General features: G+C 74.3%; 13 protein-coding genes. 6 read left to right on the top strand and 7 right to left on the bottom strand.

Annotation, left to right across the window (positions count from 1 at the left end):
- Positions 1 to 90: 90 nt before the first annotated feature.
- Positions 91 to 1,503, bottom strand: a complete 1,413-nt coding sequence (sthA, locus tag LN037_RS21870; RefSeq protein ID WP_230756809.1) for a Si-specific NAD(P)(+) transhydrogenase — start codon at positions 1,501 to 1,503, stop codon at positions 91 to 93.
- Positions 1,504 to 1,631: 128 nt separating this feature from the next.
- Between sthA and LN037_RS21875 the strand changes: the two genes are divergently transcribed.
- The gene (locus LN037_RS21875; RefSeq protein ID WP_230756811.1) at positions 1,632 to 2,744 is read left to right on the top strand and encodes a DUF4192 domain-containing protein; all 1,113 of its coding nucleotides are present in this window, start codon (positions 1,632 to 1,634) and stop codon (positions 2,742 to 2,744) included.
- A 28-nt stretch (positions 2,745 to 2,772) separates the two neighbouring features.
- Here the strand turns inward: LN037_RS21875 and LN037_RS21880 are convergent, their stop codons facing one another.
- From LN037_RS21880 to LN037_RS21890, 3 genes are read right to left on the bottom strand one after another with little or no spacing between them, the layout of a single operon-like run.
- Positions 2,773 to 3,453: an HAD hydrolase-like protein gene (locus LN037_RS21880; protein WP_230756813.1), complete on the bottom strand. Its 681-nt coding sequence runs from the start codon at positions 3,451 to 3,453 to the stop codon at positions 2,773 to 2,775.
- Positions 3,450 to 4,418: a UDP-glucose 4-epimerase GalE gene (galE, locus tag LN037_RS21885; protein WP_230756816.1), complete on the bottom strand. Its 969-nt coding sequence runs from the start codon at positions 4,416 to 4,418 to the stop codon at positions 3,450 to 3,452. The genes LN037_RS21880 and galE overlap by 4 nt, the downstream gene beginning before the upstream one ends.
- Before the next feature lie 49 nt (positions 4,419 to 4,467).
- Positions 4,468 to 5,181 carry an iron-dependent transcriptional repressor DtxR gene (locus tag LN037_RS21890; protein WP_230756819.1) on the bottom strand — a complete coding sequence of 238 codons (714 nt, stop codon included), beginning with the start codon at positions 5,179 to 5,181 and terminating at the stop codon, positions 4,468 to 4,470.
- Between the two features lie 58 nt (positions 5,182 to 5,239).
- On the opposite strand from LN037_RS21890, the gene LN037_RS21895 reads away from it, so the two are divergent.
- From LN037_RS21895 to LN037_RS21910, 4 genes are read left to right on the top strand one after another with little or no spacing between them, the layout of a single operon-like run.
- Positions 5,240 to 6,160 carry a sulfurtransferase gene (locus LN037_RS21895; RefSeq protein WP_230756822.1) on the top strand — a complete coding sequence of 307 codons (921 nt, stop codon included), beginning with the start codon at positions 5,240 to 5,242 and terminating at the stop codon, positions 6,158 to 6,160.
- Positions 6,161 to 6,218: 58 nt separating this feature from the next.
- On the top strand, positions 6,219 to 7,385 hold the full coding sequence (locus tag LN037_RS21900) for an acetoin utilization protein AcuC (RefSeq protein WP_230756825.1): 1,167 nt from the start codon (positions 6,219 to 6,221) through the stop codon (positions 7,383 to 7,385).
- Between the two features lie 4 nt (positions 7,386 to 7,389).
- Positions 7,390 to 10,128, top strand: coding sequence for a bifunctional acetate--CoA ligase family protein/GNAT family N-acetyltransferase (locus LN037_RS21905; RefSeq protein WP_230756828.1), 2,739 nt, complete (start codon positions 7,390 to 7,392; stop codon positions 10,126 to 10,128).
- A gap of 56 nt (positions 10,129 to 10,184) precedes the next feature.
- Complete coding sequence (locus tag LN037_RS21910) at positions 10,185 to 10,661, top strand: hypothetical protein (RefSeq protein WP_230756831.1); 477 nt, start codon at positions 10,185 to 10,187, stop codon at positions 10,659 to 10,661.
- Between the two features lie 310 nt (positions 10,662 to 10,971).
- Here LN037_RS21910 and LN037_RS21915 read toward each other — a convergent pair whose 3' ends face one another.
- The 3 genes from LN037_RS21915 to LN037_RS21925 all read right to left on the bottom strand — a co-directional run bounded on the left by LN037_RS21915 (position 10,972) and on the right by LN037_RS21925 (position 14,168).
- Positions 10,972 to 12,045 (bottom strand): sigma-70 family RNA polymerase sigma factor, encoded by a 1,074-nt coding sequence (locus LN037_RS21915; RefSeq protein ID WP_230756833.1) that lies wholly within the window; start codon positions 12,043 to 12,045, stop codon positions 10,972 to 10,974.
- 165 nt (positions 12,046 to 12,210) lie between these two features.
- Complete coding sequence (gene dtd / locus LN037_RS21920; protein ID WP_230756836.1) at positions 12,211 to 12,645, bottom strand: D-aminoacyl-tRNA deacylase; 435 nt, start codon at positions 12,643 to 12,645, stop codon at positions 12,211 to 12,213.
- Positions 12,642 to 14,168 carry a DUF7782 domain-containing protein gene (locus LN037_RS21925; protein ID WP_230756839.1) on the bottom strand — a complete coding sequence of 509 codons (1,527 nt, stop codon included), beginning with the start codon at positions 14,166 to 14,168 and terminating at the stop codon, positions 12,642 to 12,644. Before LN037_RS21925 ends, dtd begins: the two co-directional genes overlap by 4 nt.
- 212 nt (positions 14,169 to 14,380) lie before the next feature.
- Between LN037_RS21925 and acs the strand changes: the two genes are divergently transcribed.
- A complete protein-coding gene (gene acs / locus LN037_RS21930; RefSeq protein WP_372460512.1) occupies positions 14,381 to 16,321 on the top strand; it encodes an acetate--CoA ligase in 1,941 nt (646 codons plus the stop codon).
- The last annotated feature ends 2 nt before the right edge of the window (positions 16,322 to 16,323 follow it).

Here is a 16,323-nt window from a genome sequence, read left to right on the forward strand (position 1 = left end):
TCGCCCCCGCCTGGCCTTGTCGCGGCGAGTCACCACGACAAGGTGGCCGGCCGGCGTCGGTTCCCCGCGACAAGGCCGCGAAGAGGGGGCTCAGCCGAACGCCTGCAGCGCGCGAATCTTGTTCGTCGCGTCGAGGGCAGCGACCTTGTAGGCCTCGGAGAGCGTCGGGTAGTTCAGGACCGCGTCGACCAGGTAGTCCACGGTGCCGCCGCAGCCCATGATCGCCTGGCCGACGTGCACGAGCTCCGTGGCGGACGTGCCGAACACGTGCACGCCGAGCAGCGCGTGGCTCTCGGGGTGGACGAGCAGCTTGAGCATCCCGTAGTCGTCGCCGACGATCTGCCCGCGGGCGAGCTCCCGGTACCGGGCGATGCCGACCTCGTAGGGGACCGACCGCTCCGTCAGCTCCGCCTCGGTGGCGCCGCAGTACGACACCTCGGGGATCGTGTAGATCCCGTACGGCGCCAGGGCGGCGTCCGCGTGGCCCGTCGGCTCGTCGAACGCGTGGTAGGCCGCGAGGCGGCCCTGCTCCATCGAGGTCGCGGCGAGCGCGGGGAACCCGATGACGTCGCCGACGGCGTAGATGTGCGGCACCGACGTCCGGTAGTGCTCGTCGACGGTGAGCCGCCCCCGCGCGTCCGCCGCGAGCCCGGCCTTCTCGACGGCGAGCTCGTCGGTCACCCCCTGCCGGCCGGCGGAGTACATGACGGTCTCGGCCGCGATCTTCTTGCCGCTGACGAGCGTGGTGACGGTGCCCCGCTCGGACACGCTCACGCCCGACACCTCCTCGCCGAACCGGAAGGTGACGGCGAGGTCGCGCAGGTGGAACTTCAGCGACTCGACGACCTCGGCGTCGCAGAACTCGAGCATCGCGGGGCGGCGCTCGACGACGGTGACGCGCGTGCCGAGCGCGGCGAACATCGAGGCGTACTCGATGCCGATCACCCCGGCGCCGACGACGACCATGCTCGCCGGGATCGCCTCCATCGCGAGGATGCCGTCGGAGTCGACCACCCGCCGGTCGTCGAACTCGACCGTCGACGGGCGCGCCGGCCTCGTGCCGGTCGCGACCACGATCTTGTCGGCGGTGACCGTCTGGTGCTCGCCGCGGCGCTCGCCGAGCACCTCGACGGCGTGCTCGTCGAGGAAGCGGGCGGCGCCGGGGAGCAGGTCGACCCGGTTGCGCTGCAGCTGCGCCCGGATCACCTCGACCTCGCGGCCGATCACGTAGTGGGTGCGGGCGAGGAGGTCCTGGACGGTGATGTCCTGCTTGACCCGGTAGCTCTCGCCGTAGAGTCCGCGCATGGCGTAGCCGGTCAGGTAGAGCACGGCCTCGCGCAGCGTCTTGGACGGGATGGTCCCGGTCTGGGTGCAGACGCCGCCGACCATGCCGCGCCGTTCCACCGCCGCGACCCGCTTCCCGAGCTTCGCCGCGGCGATGGCCGCCTTCTGCCCGCCCGGGCCGGAGCCGATGACCAGCAGGTCGTAGTCGTGGGTCGCCACGTCGCGACTGTGACCGGTGGCCCGGGCGGGGGCAAGCGCCTGCGCGTGACGGGTCGGTGAACCGGCATCGGCTGCTCCGATCGGGTGGAGCGTGGATCCGGCGGGACCCGGCGCGGGTCAGTGCCCGTGTGAGCACCCGGAAGAAGTCCCGCAACCGTCGACCCGTCCGATCCCGCCGTCCGCGGCGCGCTCCCGACGAGCGCGTGGTGGTGTCGATCTCCGACCCGGCGGACCTCGTCGCCTCCGTCCCACCGCTGTTCGGGTTCACCCCCGAGGAGTCCCTGGTCGTCCTCGGCCTGCACGGCCCGGAGCGCAGCCGCCGCCTCGGGGCCTCGCTGCGCATCGACCTCGGCCACGCGCCGGAGGACGACGCCGTCCTCGCCGACGCGGCGCGCGAGCGCCTGGCACCGACCGGCCCGGACGCGGTCGTCGTCCTGGTCGTGTCGGCCGCCCCACCCGGATCCGACGGGCGCCCGCCCGGCGCCGGACTCGTCGACGCGGTCACCGACGCGTTCGCCGGGGTCCGGGTGCCGGTCATCGGCGCCACGTGGACCGAGCGGATCGCCGCCGGCGCGCCCTGGCGCTGCTTCGAACGCTGCGACTGCTCCGGCACGCTGCCCGACCCGGCCGGCACCCGCACGGCCGCCGAGACCACCGCGCTCGGCCGCATCACCTACGGCTCGCGTGACGAGATGGCGGCCTCGCTCGCGCCCGACCGGGGTGCCGGCTCCCGACGTCGTCGGGACCTCGTCGACGACGCGCACGAGGCCGCGCTGCTCGACCGCGAGCTCGCCGGGTCGGCCGCCGCCCGGCGCGACCTGGACGCGGTGCGCCGGGCGGTCGCGGAGGTCGGGGCCGGGACCGCGCCGACGGAGGAGGAGATCGCCCGCCTCGCGGTGGCGCTGTGCGACCCGCGCGTGCGCGACATCTGCCTCGGGTTCGCCGCGGGCTGCGACGACACCGTCGACCCGGCGGCGGCCGAGGAGCTGTGGCGGATCCTGGTCCGGGCGGTGCCCGAGCCGGAGGTCGCCGAGCCCGCGACGCTGCTCGCGTTCGCCTCGCTCGACCACGGCGGCGGGGCCACCCTCACGACGGCGCTGGAGCGGGCGCACCGCGCCGACCCCGGACACCGGCTGAGCGGGCTCCTCACGACGATGCTCGCCGCCGGCCAGACCCCGGAGACGGCCCGGCGGATGGTGGAGCGGGCCGTGGCGGAGACGAGCCGGCAGCTGGCCGGGTGAGCCGGCCGAGCCGGTCGAGCCGGGGGACTCAGCGCAGCGCGTCGAGGGCGGCCGGGACGTCGGCCGGCGCGTCGACGACGGCGGCCGCCCCCGCGCCGAGCAGCTCCGCGCGCCCGCCGAAGCCCCAGCTCACGCCGACGCAGGGCAGGCCGTGGGCACGGGCGCCGTCGACGTCGTGGTGGCGGTCGCCGACCAGCGCGACCACCGGCCCGTCGTGCGCGGCGAGGGCGAGCCCGACGACGGCCGCCTTGCCCTCGACGCTGCCGTCGAACTCGGCGCCGAACACCCCGCCGGCGAGGTACTTCTCCAGCCCGACGTGGCTGATCACCTCGTGCGCGAAGGGGCGGGGCTTGCTCGTGGTCACGGCGAGGCGGTCACCGCGGGCCACGAGGTCGGCGAGCAGGTCGGGGACGCCGTCGTACACGGTGACCTCACGCATCAGCCCGCCGCCGTAGACCTCGCGGTAGATCGCCATCATCGCGTCGGCCGTGGCGGCGTCGACGCCGAGGACGTCGCGGAACGCCTGCGGGAACGGCGGGCCGATGAGGGCGCGCAGCTGCTCGTCGTCGGGCTCGGCGATCCCGACGCCCGCGGCCGCGCGCCGCACCGACGCGCGGATGCCGGGACCGGAGTCGACGAGGGTGCCGTCGAGGTCGAAGCAGATCAGGGGCGAGCGCAGCGACGGGGAGTGGCCCAGGGGTGTGCTCATGCGGTCACCCGGCTCCGCGCGAAGGCCCAGGCGTCGGCGACGATGCCGTCGAGATCGCCGCGGGTGGGGGTCCAGCCCAGGCGCTCGTGGGCGCGGGCGGCGGAGGCGACGAGGACGGCGGGGTCGCCCGCGCGGCGCGGGGCCACCGCGGCGGGGATCGGGTGCCCGGTCACCCGGCGGCACGCCTCGATCACCTCGAGCACCGAGAACCCGGTGCCGTTGCCGAGGTTGCAGACCAGGTGCTCGCCGGGCGGGGCGGCGTCGAGGGCGCGCAGGTGGGCGTCGGCGAGGTCGTCGACGTGGATGTAGTCGCGCACGCAGGTGCCGTCGGGCGTGGGCCAGTCGTCGCCGTAGATCGCCACCTGCTCGCGCGTGCCGGCCGCGACCTGCAGCACGAGCGGGATGAGGTGGGTCTCGGTGGTGTGCCGCTCGCCCTGCGCCCCGTGGGCGCCCGCGACGTTGAAGTACCGCAGCGACACCGCGCCCAGCTCCCGGCCGGACGCGGCCGCGTAGGAGGCGATGGCGTGGTCGATCGCGAGCTTGGTGGCGCCGTACGGGTTGGTCGGCCGGGTGGGGGAGTCCTCGGTGATCGGCGTGGTCTCCGGCTCGCCGTAGGTGGCGGCGGTGGAGGAGAACACGAGGCGCGGCACCCGGTGCGCGCGGATCGCGTCGAGCAGGGCGACGGAGGTGACGACGTTGCCGTGCCAGTACTTCGCCGGGTCCGCCACCGACTCGCCGACCAGCGAGCGGGCGGCGAAGTGCAGGACGCCGTCGAAGCCGCCGGCGAGGACGTCGGCGGCCGCCGCGGCCACGTCGCCCTCCACGAACGCGGCACCTGCGGGGACGGCGTCGCGGTGCCCGGTGGAGAGGTCGTCCAGGACGGTGACGTCGTGGCCCGCGTCGAGCAGGTGCGCGGTGCACACGCTCCCGACGTACCCGGCGCCCCCGGTGACGAGCAGCTTCATGGTCCCCGAGTCTGACCTACGGTCCTGTGCCCCCGATGAGGGGCGGGCCTCAGACCGCGCGGACCAGCACCGCGTGCGCGACCAGCGGGTCGACCTCGGACTGCCGCCCCCCGGAGCCGACGTTCACGGCGTCGCCGAAGCGCGGGATGCCGACGACGTCGACGTCGCTGCCCGGCAGGACGCCCGCGGCCTTGAGCCCGGCCATCAGCGGCTCGTTGAGCTGGACGTGCTCGGCGATCCGGCGGATGACGACCTTGCCGCCGCCCGCCCGGGCGAACTCGTCGAGGCGGACCAGGCCGGCCTCGTCGGGCGTGGGCGTGCGGGTGGGCAGCTCGGTGCCGTCGCCGCGCAGCTCCTCGAGGCCGGGGATCGGGTTGCCGTAGGGCGACACGGCGGGCTCGCCGAGCAGCGCGAACACCTTGCGCTCCACGGCCTCGCTCATCACGTGCTCCCAGCGGCAGGCCTCGGTGTGGACGTGCTCCCACTCCAGCCCGATGACGTTGACCAGCAGGAGCTCCGCGAGCCGGTGCTTGCGCATCACGGAGACGGCCTTGCCGCGGCCCTCGGGGGTCAGCTCGAGATGGCGATCCCCGGCGACGTGCACGAGACCGTCGCGCTCCATCCGGGCGACCGTCTGACTGACGGTGGGCCCGCTCTGCTCGAGGCGTTCGGCGATGCGCGCGCGCAGCGGCACCACACCCTCCTCCTCGAGCTCGTAGATGGTGCGCAGGTACATCTCCGTGGTGTCGATGAGGTCGTTCATCCCCACCCCTTCCGTCCTGATCACGATCCTACCGAGAAGGACACGGCACGATGGACCCGTGCCGAACCAGCAGGGGCCGCTCGTCAGTGCCGCCGACCTCCTCGCCGAGCTGGCCGGGGGCCCGGCCGGGACCGACGGCCGCCCGATCGTGCTCGACGTCCGCTGGCGCCTGACGCCGCCGCCGAAGAAGCGCACGCGTCGCCGCCCCGACCCGGTCGGCGAGCCGGACTTCGACGCGGGCCACGTGCCCGGCGCGGTGTTCGTCGACGTCGACTCCGAGCTCGCCGGCCCGCCCGGGCCCGCGGGCCGGCACCCCCTGCCCGATCCGGACGACCTGCAGACCACGCTGCGCCGCGCGAGCATCGCCGCCACGAGCTCGGTGGTCGTCTACGACGCCGTCGGCGCGGGCGACGGGATGGCCGCCGCGCGGGCCTGGTGGGTGCTGCGCTGGGCGGGGCTCGCGCCGGGGCGGGTGCGGGTCCTCGACGGCGGGTTCGGGGCGTGGACCGCGGCGGGCGGCGAGTCCTCGACCGTGTCCGGCGGGGTGCGCAGGCAGGGCGACGTCGACGTCGCCGGCGGCGCCATGCCGGTGCTCACCGCCGAGTCCGCGGGCGCGCTCGCGCAGGACGGCGTCCTGCTCGACGCCCGCGCCGCCGAGCGGTACCGCGGCGAGACCGAGCCGATCGACCCGGTCGCCGGGCACATCCCGGGCGCGGTCAACCTGCCGGTCGGGCAGGTGCTGGCCGAGGACGGGCGCTGGCGGCCGGCGGCCGAGCTCGCGGAGCTGCTCGGGCGGGCCGGGCTCGGGGACGGCGCCGGGGCGGGGTCCGGGGCGTACTGCGGGTCCGGGGTGAGCGCGGCGATGCTCGTCCTGGCGGCCGAGATCGCGGGGGTCCGCCCGCCGGAGGACCCGGTGGCGCTCTACGTCGGCTCGTGGTCGAACTGGGTCGCGGGCAAGCGGCCGGTGGAGACGGGCTGAGGCCGTCCCGGACGGTCGAACTCCGCTCCGCTGCGTCTCCCTCGGTAGCGTGCGCGCCATGCGCGCCACGGTGGTCTGGGACGAGGCCCTCCTCGCCTACAAGCTGTCGAACGACCATCCGCTGCACCCGGTCCGACTGGACCTGACGATGCGGCTGGCCCGCAGCCTGGGGGTGCTCGAGGGCGTCGAGCCGCTGATCCCGACCCCGGCGCCCGACGCGGAGCTGGAGCGGGTCCACGTCGCCTCCTACCTGGACGCGGTGCGGCGCGCGCCGAGCACCGGCGACGACCCGGCACACCAGCTCGGCACCACCGACAACCCGATCTTCGAGGGGATGCACGACGCGTCGGCGCTGGTGGCGGGCGGCTCGATCGCCGCCGCCCGGGCGATCGCCGAGGGACGCGCGGACCGGGCGGTGAACCTCTCCGGTGGCCTGCACCACGCGATGCGCGACCACGCGTGGGGGTTCTGCGTCTACAACGACTGCGCGATCGCGATCAGCTGGCTGCTCGACCACGGCTACACCCGCATCGCCTACCTCGACACCGACGTGCACCACGGCGACGGGGTGCAGGCCGCGTTCCTCGACGACCCGCGGGTGATGACGATCTCGGTGCACCAGCACCCCCGCACGCTGTGGCCGGGCACCGGCTTCGCCTCGGAGCTCGGCGAGGGCGCCGCCGCGGGCACCGCGATCAACCTGCCGCTCCCGCCGGGGACGCGGGACCAGGCGTGGCTGCGGGCCTTCCACGCCGTCGTGCCCGGCCTGCTGCGGGCCTTCGAGCCGCAGATCCTCGTCACGCAGTGCGGCGCGGACACCCACCACGAGGACCCGTTGGCCGAGCTGTCGCTCACCGTCGACGGGCACCGCGCGATCTACCGGGCCTGCCGCGACCTCGCCGCCGAGTACGCCGGCGGCAAGTGGCTCGCCCTCGGCGGCGGGGGCTACAACCTCTTCCGCGGCGTCCCGCGGTCCTGGACCCACCTGCTCGCGACGGTGCTCGACCGCGACGTCGACCCGGACCGCACCATCCCGGCGGAATGGACGTCACACGCCGCCACGCTGACGAACCGGCCGTTGCCCACCACGATGACGGAGGAGGCCCCGACGGACTGGACGCCGTGGGGCGGCTACACCGAGATCGACGTCGATCGCTTCGTCCTGGAGACCCGCCGCGCGGTGTTCCCGCTGCACGGACTCGAACCGCAGAACGTCCTGGACTGAACCCATGAGCTCATCCCCGGCCTGGTCGACCACCGAGGTCTCGAGCCTCGACGCGGCGACCACCCCGGTCGCGGCCGTCCCCGACGCGCCCTACCCCCGGCAGTGGGAGGCCGACGTGGTGGCCGCCGACGGCGCCACCGCACACCTGCGGCCCATCACACCCGACGACGCCGACGCCGTGGTCGCCTTCCACGCCCGGCTCTCCGAGCGGACCCGCTACTACCGCTACTTCAGCCCCTACCCCACGATCCCGCCGCGCGACCTCAAGCGCTTCGTCGAGGTCGACCACCACGACTCGGTGGCCCTCGTGCTGTGGCTCGGTGATGAGATCATCGCCATCGGGCGCTACGTGCGCCTCGGGGCGGACGACCCGTCGGCCGAGGTCGCGTTCGTGGTCCGCGACGACCACCAGGGCCGTGGGCTCGGCTCGATCCTGCTGGAGCACCTGGCGGCCGCGGCGGAGGAGGTGGGCATCAGCCGGTTCGTCGCCGAGGTGCTCTCCGAGAACCGCGCGATGGTGCACACCTTCCGCCAGGCCGGCTACGACGTGACCCGCTCGCTGGACGGCTCGACGCTGCACCTCGAGTTCGACGTGGCCGCGACCGACCGCTCCACCGAGGTGCGGCGCTCCCGCGAGCAGGCCGCCGAGGCCCGGTCGGTGGCGAACGTGCTCACGCCGCGCTCGGTCGCCGTGGTCGGCGCGTCCGCCGACGAGCGCAAGCTCGGCCACGTCGTGCTGCGCAACCTGCTGCTCGGCGGGTTCACCGGCCCCGTCTACCCGGTCAACCCGGAGGCGCGCTCGGTGCGCGGCGTCCGGGCCTACCCGACCGTCACCGACATCCCCGACGACGTCGACCTCGCGGTCCTCGCCGTGCCTCCGGAGGAGGTCCCGGGAGTGGTCGACGGCTGCCTCGAGAAGGGGGTCCGGGCCCTCGTCGTCGTGACGTCGGGCTTCGGCGAGGCGGGGGAGGAGGGCATCGCCCGGCAGCGCGAGCTGGTGACCGACGCCCGCTCGCGCGGCATGCGCGTCGTCGGGCCGAGCGCGCTCGGCGTGGTGAACCTCGACCCCGCCGTGCGGCTCAACGCCTCGCTCGCCCCGACCCTGCCCCCGCCGGGACGGGTCGGGTTCTTCTGCCAGTCCGGGGCCCTCGGCATCCAGATCCTCGCGGCCGCCGCGCAGCGCAGGCTCGGGCTCTCGACGTTCGTCTCGGCGGGCAACCGCGCCGACCTGTCGGGCAACGACCTCATGCAGTACTGGGACACCGACCCGACGACCGACGTCGTCCTGCTCTACCTCGAGAGCTTCGGCAACCCGCGCAAGTTCGCCCGCGTCGCCCGCCGGCTGGCCCGCCGCAAGCCCGTCGTGGCGGTCGCCTCCGGGCGGCACGCGACGCCCGGTCTCGCGGCCAGCACGTCGCCGCTGGAGGAGGCGTCGGTCGCGGCCGTGTTCGACCAGTCCGGCGTCATCCGCGTCAGCTCGGTCGACGAGCTGTTCGACGTGGCCCTGCTGGTGGCCAACCAGCCGCTGCCGCGGGGCCCGCGCATCGGCGTCGTCGGGAACTCGAGCGCCCTCGGGGTGCTGGCCTCCGACGTCGCGCTCGCCCACGGCATGTACCTGGCCTTCCCGCCCGTGGACGTCGGGTCGATGGCCGACCCCGCCGAGCTCGCCGACGCCGCCCTGCAGGCCCTCGAGGACGACCGGTGCGACGCGCTGGTGATCGTGTTCTCGCCGCCGGTGGCCACCGACGGCGCCGAGCACGCCGACGCCCTGGCCGAGGTGGTCACGAGCGCCGACAAGCCGGTGACGACGACCTTCCTGGCCTCGTCCGGGGTCCCCGAGCACCTGGTGGTGCCCTCCGAGCTCGGGGGCTCCGCGGTGCCCGCCCGCGGCAGCGTCCCCTCCTACCCGTCCCCGGAGCGCGCGGTGATCGCGCTGGCCCGGGTGGTGCGCTACACGCAGTGGCTGGAGCGTCCGGTCGGCGACTTCGTGGTCCCGCCCGGGTGCGACCTCACCGCCGCCCGCGCCTTCGTCGACGACCTCGGGCCGATCTCGACCGCGCTCGTGCTCGACGACGACCAGACCGCGGAGCTGCTGCGCCGGGTGGGCATCCACATCGCCCCGTTCCGGCGCGCGCGCACACGCGACGAGGCGGTCGAGGCCGCCGCGGCGCTGCGGGAGCAGGGCGGCGGGGAGGTCGTGGTCAAGACGGTGGTCCGCACCTGGCGGCACCGCTCCGACCTCGCCGGTGTGCGCACGGGGCTGTCCGACGACGAGTCGGTCGCGTACGCCTACCAGCAGCTGACCGACCTGTCCGGGTCGCCCGAGGTCGACGTGCAGGTCCAGGTGCCGCCGGGGATGCCGGTGGTGGTGGAACTGCGCGACGACCCGTCGTTCGGCTCGCTGGTGTCCTTCGGGCTCGCCGGGGTGGTCACCGAGCTGCTCGGCGACCGCGCCTACCGCGCCACGCCGCTCTCCACGATGGACGCCCACACGCTGGTCCGCGCCCCGCGGGCGGCCCCGATGCTCGACGGCTACCGCGGGGCACGGCCGATGGACCTCGCCGCGCTCGAGGACCTGCTGCTGCGCGTCGGCCAGCTCGCCGACCACGTGCCGGAGCTGCGCTCGCTGGTGCTCGACCCCGTCCTGGTGGCCGAACGGGGAGTGCACCCGACGTCCATGCGTGCCGTGCTCGGGCCGCCACCCGGGCCCCGGGACGACGGGCCGCGCCGACTCGGCGCGTGACCCGTGCGGGTGAGGCACCCGGTGCCCGGGAGGCGCGTGGGGGACGATCGCCGGCGATGCGCGCCCTGCCGATGATCGTGTTGCTCGCCGTGACGTTGGTGCTCACCGCCGGGTGCGGCGGCGGCTCCGCGCCGTCCGGGGACCCGTCGCCGGCCACGGTGCCCACCGGCGCCCCGCCGGGCGGGACGTCGACCCCGCCGGTGCCGGTCGACCCGCTCGTGGCCGCACCGCCACCGGGCGGCACCGCGCTCGACCCCGCGCGGGTCACGACGACGGGGCTGCCCGCCGGCTTCCCCACGCTGGTCTGGACCACCGGGCCGCGCACCCTCGGGGTCTACGGCCGGGCGGGAGGGTGCACCGAGGCGACGGCGGCGATCGCCGCGCAGACGGCCGAGGAGGTGACGGTGCGGATCACGCAGACGTCGACCTCGACCGGGCCGTGCACCCGGGAGCTGCGCTACCCCGCGTTCGACCTGCCGCTGGACGCGGACCTCGGTCAGCGCCGGGTCGTGCTCACCGGCGAGACACGCTGAGGGAGCCGAGGAACCGGGACGGCCCCCGGCCGTCCCGGCCCCTCGTCGCGGGTGACCGGGCTGCGGTCACCGTGTCGGTGGCCGGGAGCGGTACCGCCGTCCCGGCGTGCATCGCGTCACACGCGCTGCGTCCAGAGGAGCATGCGCCCGCCCGCTCGGAGGGGTCAAGCGGCCGAGAGAGCGGGTCGTCCGGGCCGGGACGACTCGATTCCGGAGCAGCGCGTCACCACGAGAGCGGTTGCGCGACGACGAACGGCCGGGCCGGACCCCGTCGGGGGTCCGGCACCGGCCGTCGGTGTCGCGCTGGGTGTCAGCTCGCGGCGTAGGCCTTGAGCCGCCGGGCCCGGTCGCCCTCGCGCAGCTTGGACATGACCTCGCGCTCGATCTGGCGGACGCGCTCCCGGGAGAGCCCGAAGCGCTTGCCGATCTGGTCGAGCGTGCGGGGCTGGCCGTCGTCGAGGCCGTAGCGCAGCCGGATCACGTTCTGCTCGCGCTCGTCGAGCGTGGCGATGACCCGCCGCATGTCGTCGTGCAGGAGGCCGGAGATCACCGTGGACTCGGCGTCGGTGGCCTCGGCGTCCTCGATGAAGTCCCCGAGCGGAGCCTCCTCCTCGGAGCCGACCGGCATGTCGAGGCTCACCGGGTCGCGGCTGTGGTCGAGCAGGTCGGCGACCTTCTCGACGGCCAGCCCGGACTCCTCGGCCAGCTCCTCGTTCGTGGCCTCACGCCCGAGGGTCTGGTGCAGGTCGCGCTTGATGCGGGCCAGCTTGTTGACCTGCTCGACCAGGTGGACGGGCAGGCGGATCGTGCGGGCCTGATCGGCCATGCCGCGGGTGATGGCCTGGCGGATCCACCACGTCGCGTAGGTCGAGAACTTGAAGCCCTTGGCGTAGTCGAACTTCTCCACGGCCCGGATCAGGCCGAGGTTGCCCTCCTGGATGAGGTCGAGGAGCGGCATCCCGCGGCCGGTGTAGCGCTTGGCCAGCGAGACCACGAGCCGCAGGTTCGCCTCGAGCAGGTGCGCGCGGGCCCGACGACCGTCGCGCGCGACCATCCGCAGGTCCTTGGCCCGCTCCGCGTCGATCTCGGCGCCCGCGACCTCGAGCAGGTGCGCGGCGAAGACGCCGGCCTCGATGCGCTTGGCCAGCTCCACCTCGTCGGCGGCCGTCAGCAGGGCGGTCTTTCCGATACCGTTGAGGTAGACACGGACGAGATCGGCGGCCGGGCTCTGGGCGTCCAGGTCGCTCTGGATCTCGGCCTCGGTCTGCAACGCGGTGGTCTCGGTGCTCTCGGAGGTCTCGGCGCCGTCGGGGGTCGACTCGGGCAGGACGGCCTCAGCAGGTACGTCGCTGCGAGACGTCCGCGGGGCGAGTGTCGCCGTCATGGAATCCTCCCTGCGCGGCGTGGGTCTGGCGCGCCGCGTCACATGGTCGAACGCGCGGTGGCGCGCGATCGTTCCCGCGCACCCGGCTCGCGTCGGGATAGCCGCTTGTGACGGTGCTGACGCGTGCTTCCGGTCATTCCGGGACAACCGGTCGGGCGGGATCGGTCAGACCTCGACCAGCACGGTGAAAGGTCCGTCGTTGACGGATGCCACCGCCATGTCCGCGCCGAACCTCCCGGTGGCCACCGTCGCGCCCCGCGCCCGCAGCGCGTCGACCACGGCCCCGACGACCCGCTCCGCCTCCTCGCCCGGCGCGGCCGCCGACCACGAGGGTCGCCGACCCCGGCGCGTCTCGCCGTAGAGCGTGAACTGACTCACCACGAGCAGTCCGGCGCCGGTGTCCGCGCAGCTCTGCTCGCCGTCGAGGATCCGCAGCTCGTGCAGCTTCCGGGCCATCGTCGTCACCGGCTCGTCCCCGCGGGCGGGGTCGTCGCGGTGCACCCCGAGCAGCACGAGCAGCCCGGGCCCGTCGAGGGCGCCGACCACCTCGCCGGCCACGGTGACCGAGGCCTCGGTCACCCGGGCGACGACGGCCCTCACACCCCGTCCCGCGGCACCAGCAGGCCGTGCAGGAACAGGTCCCGGACGACGGGCAGGGCGGCCGCGGTGAGCTCCTCGGCGTCCCGGCCGTGGGCGACGGCGAGCAGCCCGAGCAGGTCGGCCAGGGGCAGGTGGCCCCGGCAGCCGGCGAGCAGGGACTCACCGAGCTCGTCGAGGTCGTGGCGCCACTGCGGGCCGTCGAGCCGCACGAGCGTGCCCCCGATCCGTCGCCAGCCCTCGTCGGACCCGGTGTAGCCGCGCTCCAGGGCCGTCGTGGGCGGGGCGACGAGCGGCTCGTCGCGCAGGTCGTGCGTGCGCAGCCACGCCACCCGGTCCAGCCACGCCTCGATCTCCGGCCCGAGCGGGTCGCCGATCGCCTGGCGCATGTCCTCGAACACCACCGTGCCCGGGACGTCGGGGCCGTCGGTCCGACGCACCGTGACGAACCCGAAGCCGATCCCCACCACGTCGTGCGCGGCGAAGAAGTCCAGCCACTCCGCGCTGCGCGCCCGGCCGGCGGGGGAGGCCGGGTCGACGCCGGCGTCGCGCAGCCACGTGCCGACGTGCAGCGCCGGGTCGGCCACGTCGCGCTGCACCACCCAGGCGTCCAGCCCGCCCGGCGCGGCCGCCGCGGTCGCGTCCTCGATCCAGCGCCGTGGCCGGGTCGTCCAGCCGGTGCCGGGCTCCGCGGCCTCCAGGTCGGCGCCGGTGATCAGCCAGGACGCGAGCAGCTGGCCGACCCCACCCGGCGTCAGGAAGCCCGGGAGCGTGGACACCAGGAGGGCGGAGGCGCCGTCGCCGCCGAGCCCGGAGTCGCGGTAGACGTGCTCGACCGCGGGCGGGCCGGGCACGAACGGCGGGTTGCAGACGACCTGGTCGAACCGGCGGCCCTCGACCGGCTCCCACCAGGGGCCGGTGCGCACCTCGACGTCGACGCCGGAGATCGCGAACGTCGCGCGGGCGAGGGTGTTCGCGCGGTCGGAGACGTCGGTCGCGGTCAGGGAGCCCGCGTGGCCCGACGCGTGCAGGGTCTGCACGCCGCAGCCGGCGCCGAGGTCGAGCAGGGTGGCCACCGGCCGCCGCACGGTCGCCCGGGCGAGCGACAGGGAGGCCGCCCCGGCGCCGAGCACGTGCTCGGTCGCCTTGCCGTCGCCGACGTCGAGGTCCGAGATCACCCACCAGGAGCCGTGCTCGTCGGCGTGGGGGCGCAGATCCAGCCCGGCGGCGACCCCGTCCGGCGTCCGGCGGAGCAGCTCGGTGTCGACCAGCTCGTCCACGGCGACCGGGGCGACGGCCGCGGCGGCCTCGTCGTCCGTGACCGGCTCGCCGAGCAGGAACAGGCGCACCAGGGTACGGAAGGACCCGGCGTCGGGAAGGGAGCGGCGGGCGGGCTCCGGCTCGCCGCGGTCGAGGGCGGCCCCGGCCTCGGCGCCGAGCGCCTCCGCCACGCCCTCGACGGTGAAGCCGGCCGCGCGGAACACCGGGGCGAGCCGCGCGGCGACGGCGGGCAGTCGATCGATCACGGCGGACAGTCTGGCGTCCGGATCGGTACACCGGCCGCGGCGTCACTGTGACGGGTTGCACTCCGGCTCGACGGGGAACACGCCGTCCGGACGAAGGGGACCTTGGCACGTCGATCGTGGCAGGGTTGCCCCACCGGGTCGGCGTCGTGACGCTGCGCACAGGGTCATGCCCGCCCGGCCAGTGGATAGAGCGAGGAACCGGAGGCCAGCGGATGTCGGAGCAGGGCTCGAGTCAGGGAAACACGTACCCGCCGGACCCCGAGCTGTCGAAGACCGCCAACGTGCGTCCCGAGATGAAGGAGATGGACCTCGAGGAGTTCTGGGACTCCCAGGCGAAGGAACGCATCAGCTGGTTCGAGCCGTACGACACGGTGCTCGACTGGCAGCTGCCCTACGCCAAGTGGTTCGTCGGGGGCAAGCTCAACGCCTGTTACAACGCGGTCGACCGGCACGTCGAGAACGGGCAGGGCGACAAGGTCGCGCTGCACGTCGTCCCCGACGACGGGCCCGACTTCGCGGACGCGCACGACATCACGTTCGCGCAGCTCCAGGAGCAGGTCGTCCGCTTCGCCAACGGGCTGAAGAAGCTCGGGGTGGGCAAGGGCGTCCCCGTCGGCATCTACATGCAGATGATCCCCGAGGCCGTCGTCGCGATGCTCGCGTGCGCCCGGCTCGGCGCCCCGCACACCGTCGTGTTCGGCGGGTTCTCGGGCAAGGCCGTGGCCGAGCGGTGCAACGACCTCGAGTGCAAGGTCCTCATCACCCAGGACGAGGCGCTGCGCGGCGGCAAGACCGCCGCCCAGAAGACCAACGCCGACGAGGGCCTCGACGGGGCGGGCAGCACGACGGTCGAGAAGATCGTCGTCGTCAAGCGCACCGGCAACGACATCCCGATGAACGACCGGGACGTCTACCTCGATGACCTGATCGACGGGGAGTCCTCCGACGCGGAGAGCTGCCCCTGCGAGCCCATGGAGTCCGAGGACCTGCTGTTCCTCCTCTACACCTCCGGCTCCACCGGCAAGCCCAAGGGCGTCGTGCACACCACCGCCGGCTACCTGGTCGGTGTCTCCACGACCCACAACCTCGTCTTCGACGTCAAGGACGACTCCGTCTACTGGTGCGCCGCCGACATCGGCTGGATCACCGGGCACAGCTACATCACCTACGGACCGCTGGTCAACGGCGTCACCTCCGTCCTCTACGAGGGCGTGCCGGGCTACCCGGACAAGGAGGTGTGGTGGAACATCATCGAGAAGTACGGGGTGACGATCCTCTACACCTCGCCCACCGCGATCCGCTCCCACATGAAGTGGGGCGAGCAGCACGCGCAGGCGCACGACCTGTCGTCGATCAAGATCCTGGGCAGCGTCGGTGAGCCGATCAACCCCGAGGTCTGGGAGTGGTACCGCAAGCACGTCGGCGGCGACAAGGCGCCGATCATGGACACCTGGTGGCAGACCGAGACCGGGCACATCCTGATCACCCCGCTGCCCGGCATCACGACGATGAAGCCGGGCTCGGCCCAGCAGCCCTTCCCGGGCGTGCGGCCGGAGATCCGGGACGACGAGGGCAACGTGCTCGGGGTCGAGCAGACCGGCAACCTCGTGCTCACGGCCCCGTGGCCCGGGATGATGCGCGGGCTCTACAAGGACGACGAGCGCTTCCGCGAGACCTACTGGTCGAAGTACTCGGACGCCTACTTCGCGGGTGACGGCGCGAAGTACGACGAGGACGGCGACATCATGCTGATGGGCCGCCTGGACGACGTCGTCAACGTGTCGGGCCACCGGCTCTCGACCTTCGAGATCGAGAGCGCGTTGGTCGAGCACGGCGACGTGGCCGAGGCCGCGGTCGCCGCGCGCAAGGACCCCGACACCGGCCAGGCCATCGTCGCCTTCGTGTCGCTCACCGGGGACAAGACGGGCACCGAGGAGCTGGAGCAGGCCCTGCGCGAGCAGGTGGCGCAGTCGATCGGCAAGCTGGCCCGCCCGGCCACGGTGATCTTCGCGAACGACCTGCCGAAGACCCGGTCGGGCAAGATCATGCGTCGCCTGCTCAAGAACCTCGCCGAGGGCGAGGAGCTGGGCGACACCTCCACGCTGGTCGACCCGTCGGTGGTCGAGGAGATGAAGAAGCAGATCAGCGGCTAGGT

It is taken from the genome of Actinomycetospora soli (genome assembly GCF_021026295.1).
GTDB lineage: Bacteria > Actinomycetota > Actinomycetes > Mycobacteriales > Pseudonocardiaceae > Actinomycetospora > Actinomycetospora soli.